An 898-nucleotide genomic window follows, 5' to 3' on the forward strand; every position below is an offset into this window, starting at 1 on the left:
CTATGGCACAACCGAAAATGCTGTAAAGATACAATTGTATAGTGCAATCATTGCATATTGCTTGGTTGCGATTGTTGAACGAAAAATGAAATTGAATATGGAAATGTATGATTTGTTAAGAATTTTAGCTGTCTCATTGTTGGACAGAACCCCTCTCGTAGATTTGCTCGGCAAAAGCGAACCTGCCGAGAAGTTACAAACTGTAAGAGAATTAAGTCTTAAATTTATTTAGTGGACACTAGTGATGTTAATACTTGAAACTTGATCCTCCTACAAACTCGCGCATGATAGAGGTGGGCGGAATCTCACGGTCGGAAATGGGGATGAAATAATGCAGGAATTTCAAGAGGCGGTGTGCCTCGGCATATTCCGGACAGTTGCGAGGCACAGCCGCAAGAATCAGTTCGGCGTGAGGACGGAGCACGGCAAACTCGATATTGAGTGCCGAGTTGAACATCACGTCTGCTGTTTCCTGGAATGGCGCAATCCATTGATCTTCTGCTTCACAGACATTGCGCCATTGGCTGATGGTCTCCTGTGCCGTATAGGCACCTTTATTATAATCGCGGATGATGCGTCGCCCAGAGCCTTCGCGGGCATCGAGAAACTCCACGTCGCGGTTTTGAAAGAGTCTGAATTTCAGTCCCTGCGAGGTATTGTTGACCTTTGCAGAGACCACTGGGAACGGCATTTTTAGTTCTTCGGCGTAGTCTTGATAGACTTCCAATAGTGAGGTTCCTTCTGGGAAACTCTTGGTTATATTATTATTCTTGCAACGTATCTGTAGCATGATTCTTAGTTTTCTTGGAGACAAAGGTAATACAAAATCATCAAATTGCCATGCAAGATTTGAATTATTTCGTTTTTTTATGCTGCACACATACTCCTTACATCATTA

2 pseudogenes are annotated in these 898 nt (G+C 43.2%); one reads left to right on the forward strand and one right to left on the reverse strand.

Features of this window, described 5'->3' with window-relative positions:
• Positions 1-232 (forward strand): annotated as a pseudogene (locus CIK88_RS12480) (IS4 family transposase); the annotation flags it as partial.
• Positions 233-247: 15 nt separating this feature from the next.
• Here CIK88_RS12480 and CIK88_RS01305 read toward each other — a convergent pair.
• Positions 248-580: pseudogene (locus CIK88_RS01305) on the reverse strand (nucleoside kinase); the annotation flags it as partial.
• Positions 581-898: the final 318 nt, after the last annotated feature.

Origin of the sequence: Prevotella sp. P5-50, from assembly GCF_002251295.1 — a bacterium.
Taxonomy (GTDB): Bacteria; Bacteroidota; Bacteroidia; order Bacteroidales; family Bacteroidaceae; genus Prevotella.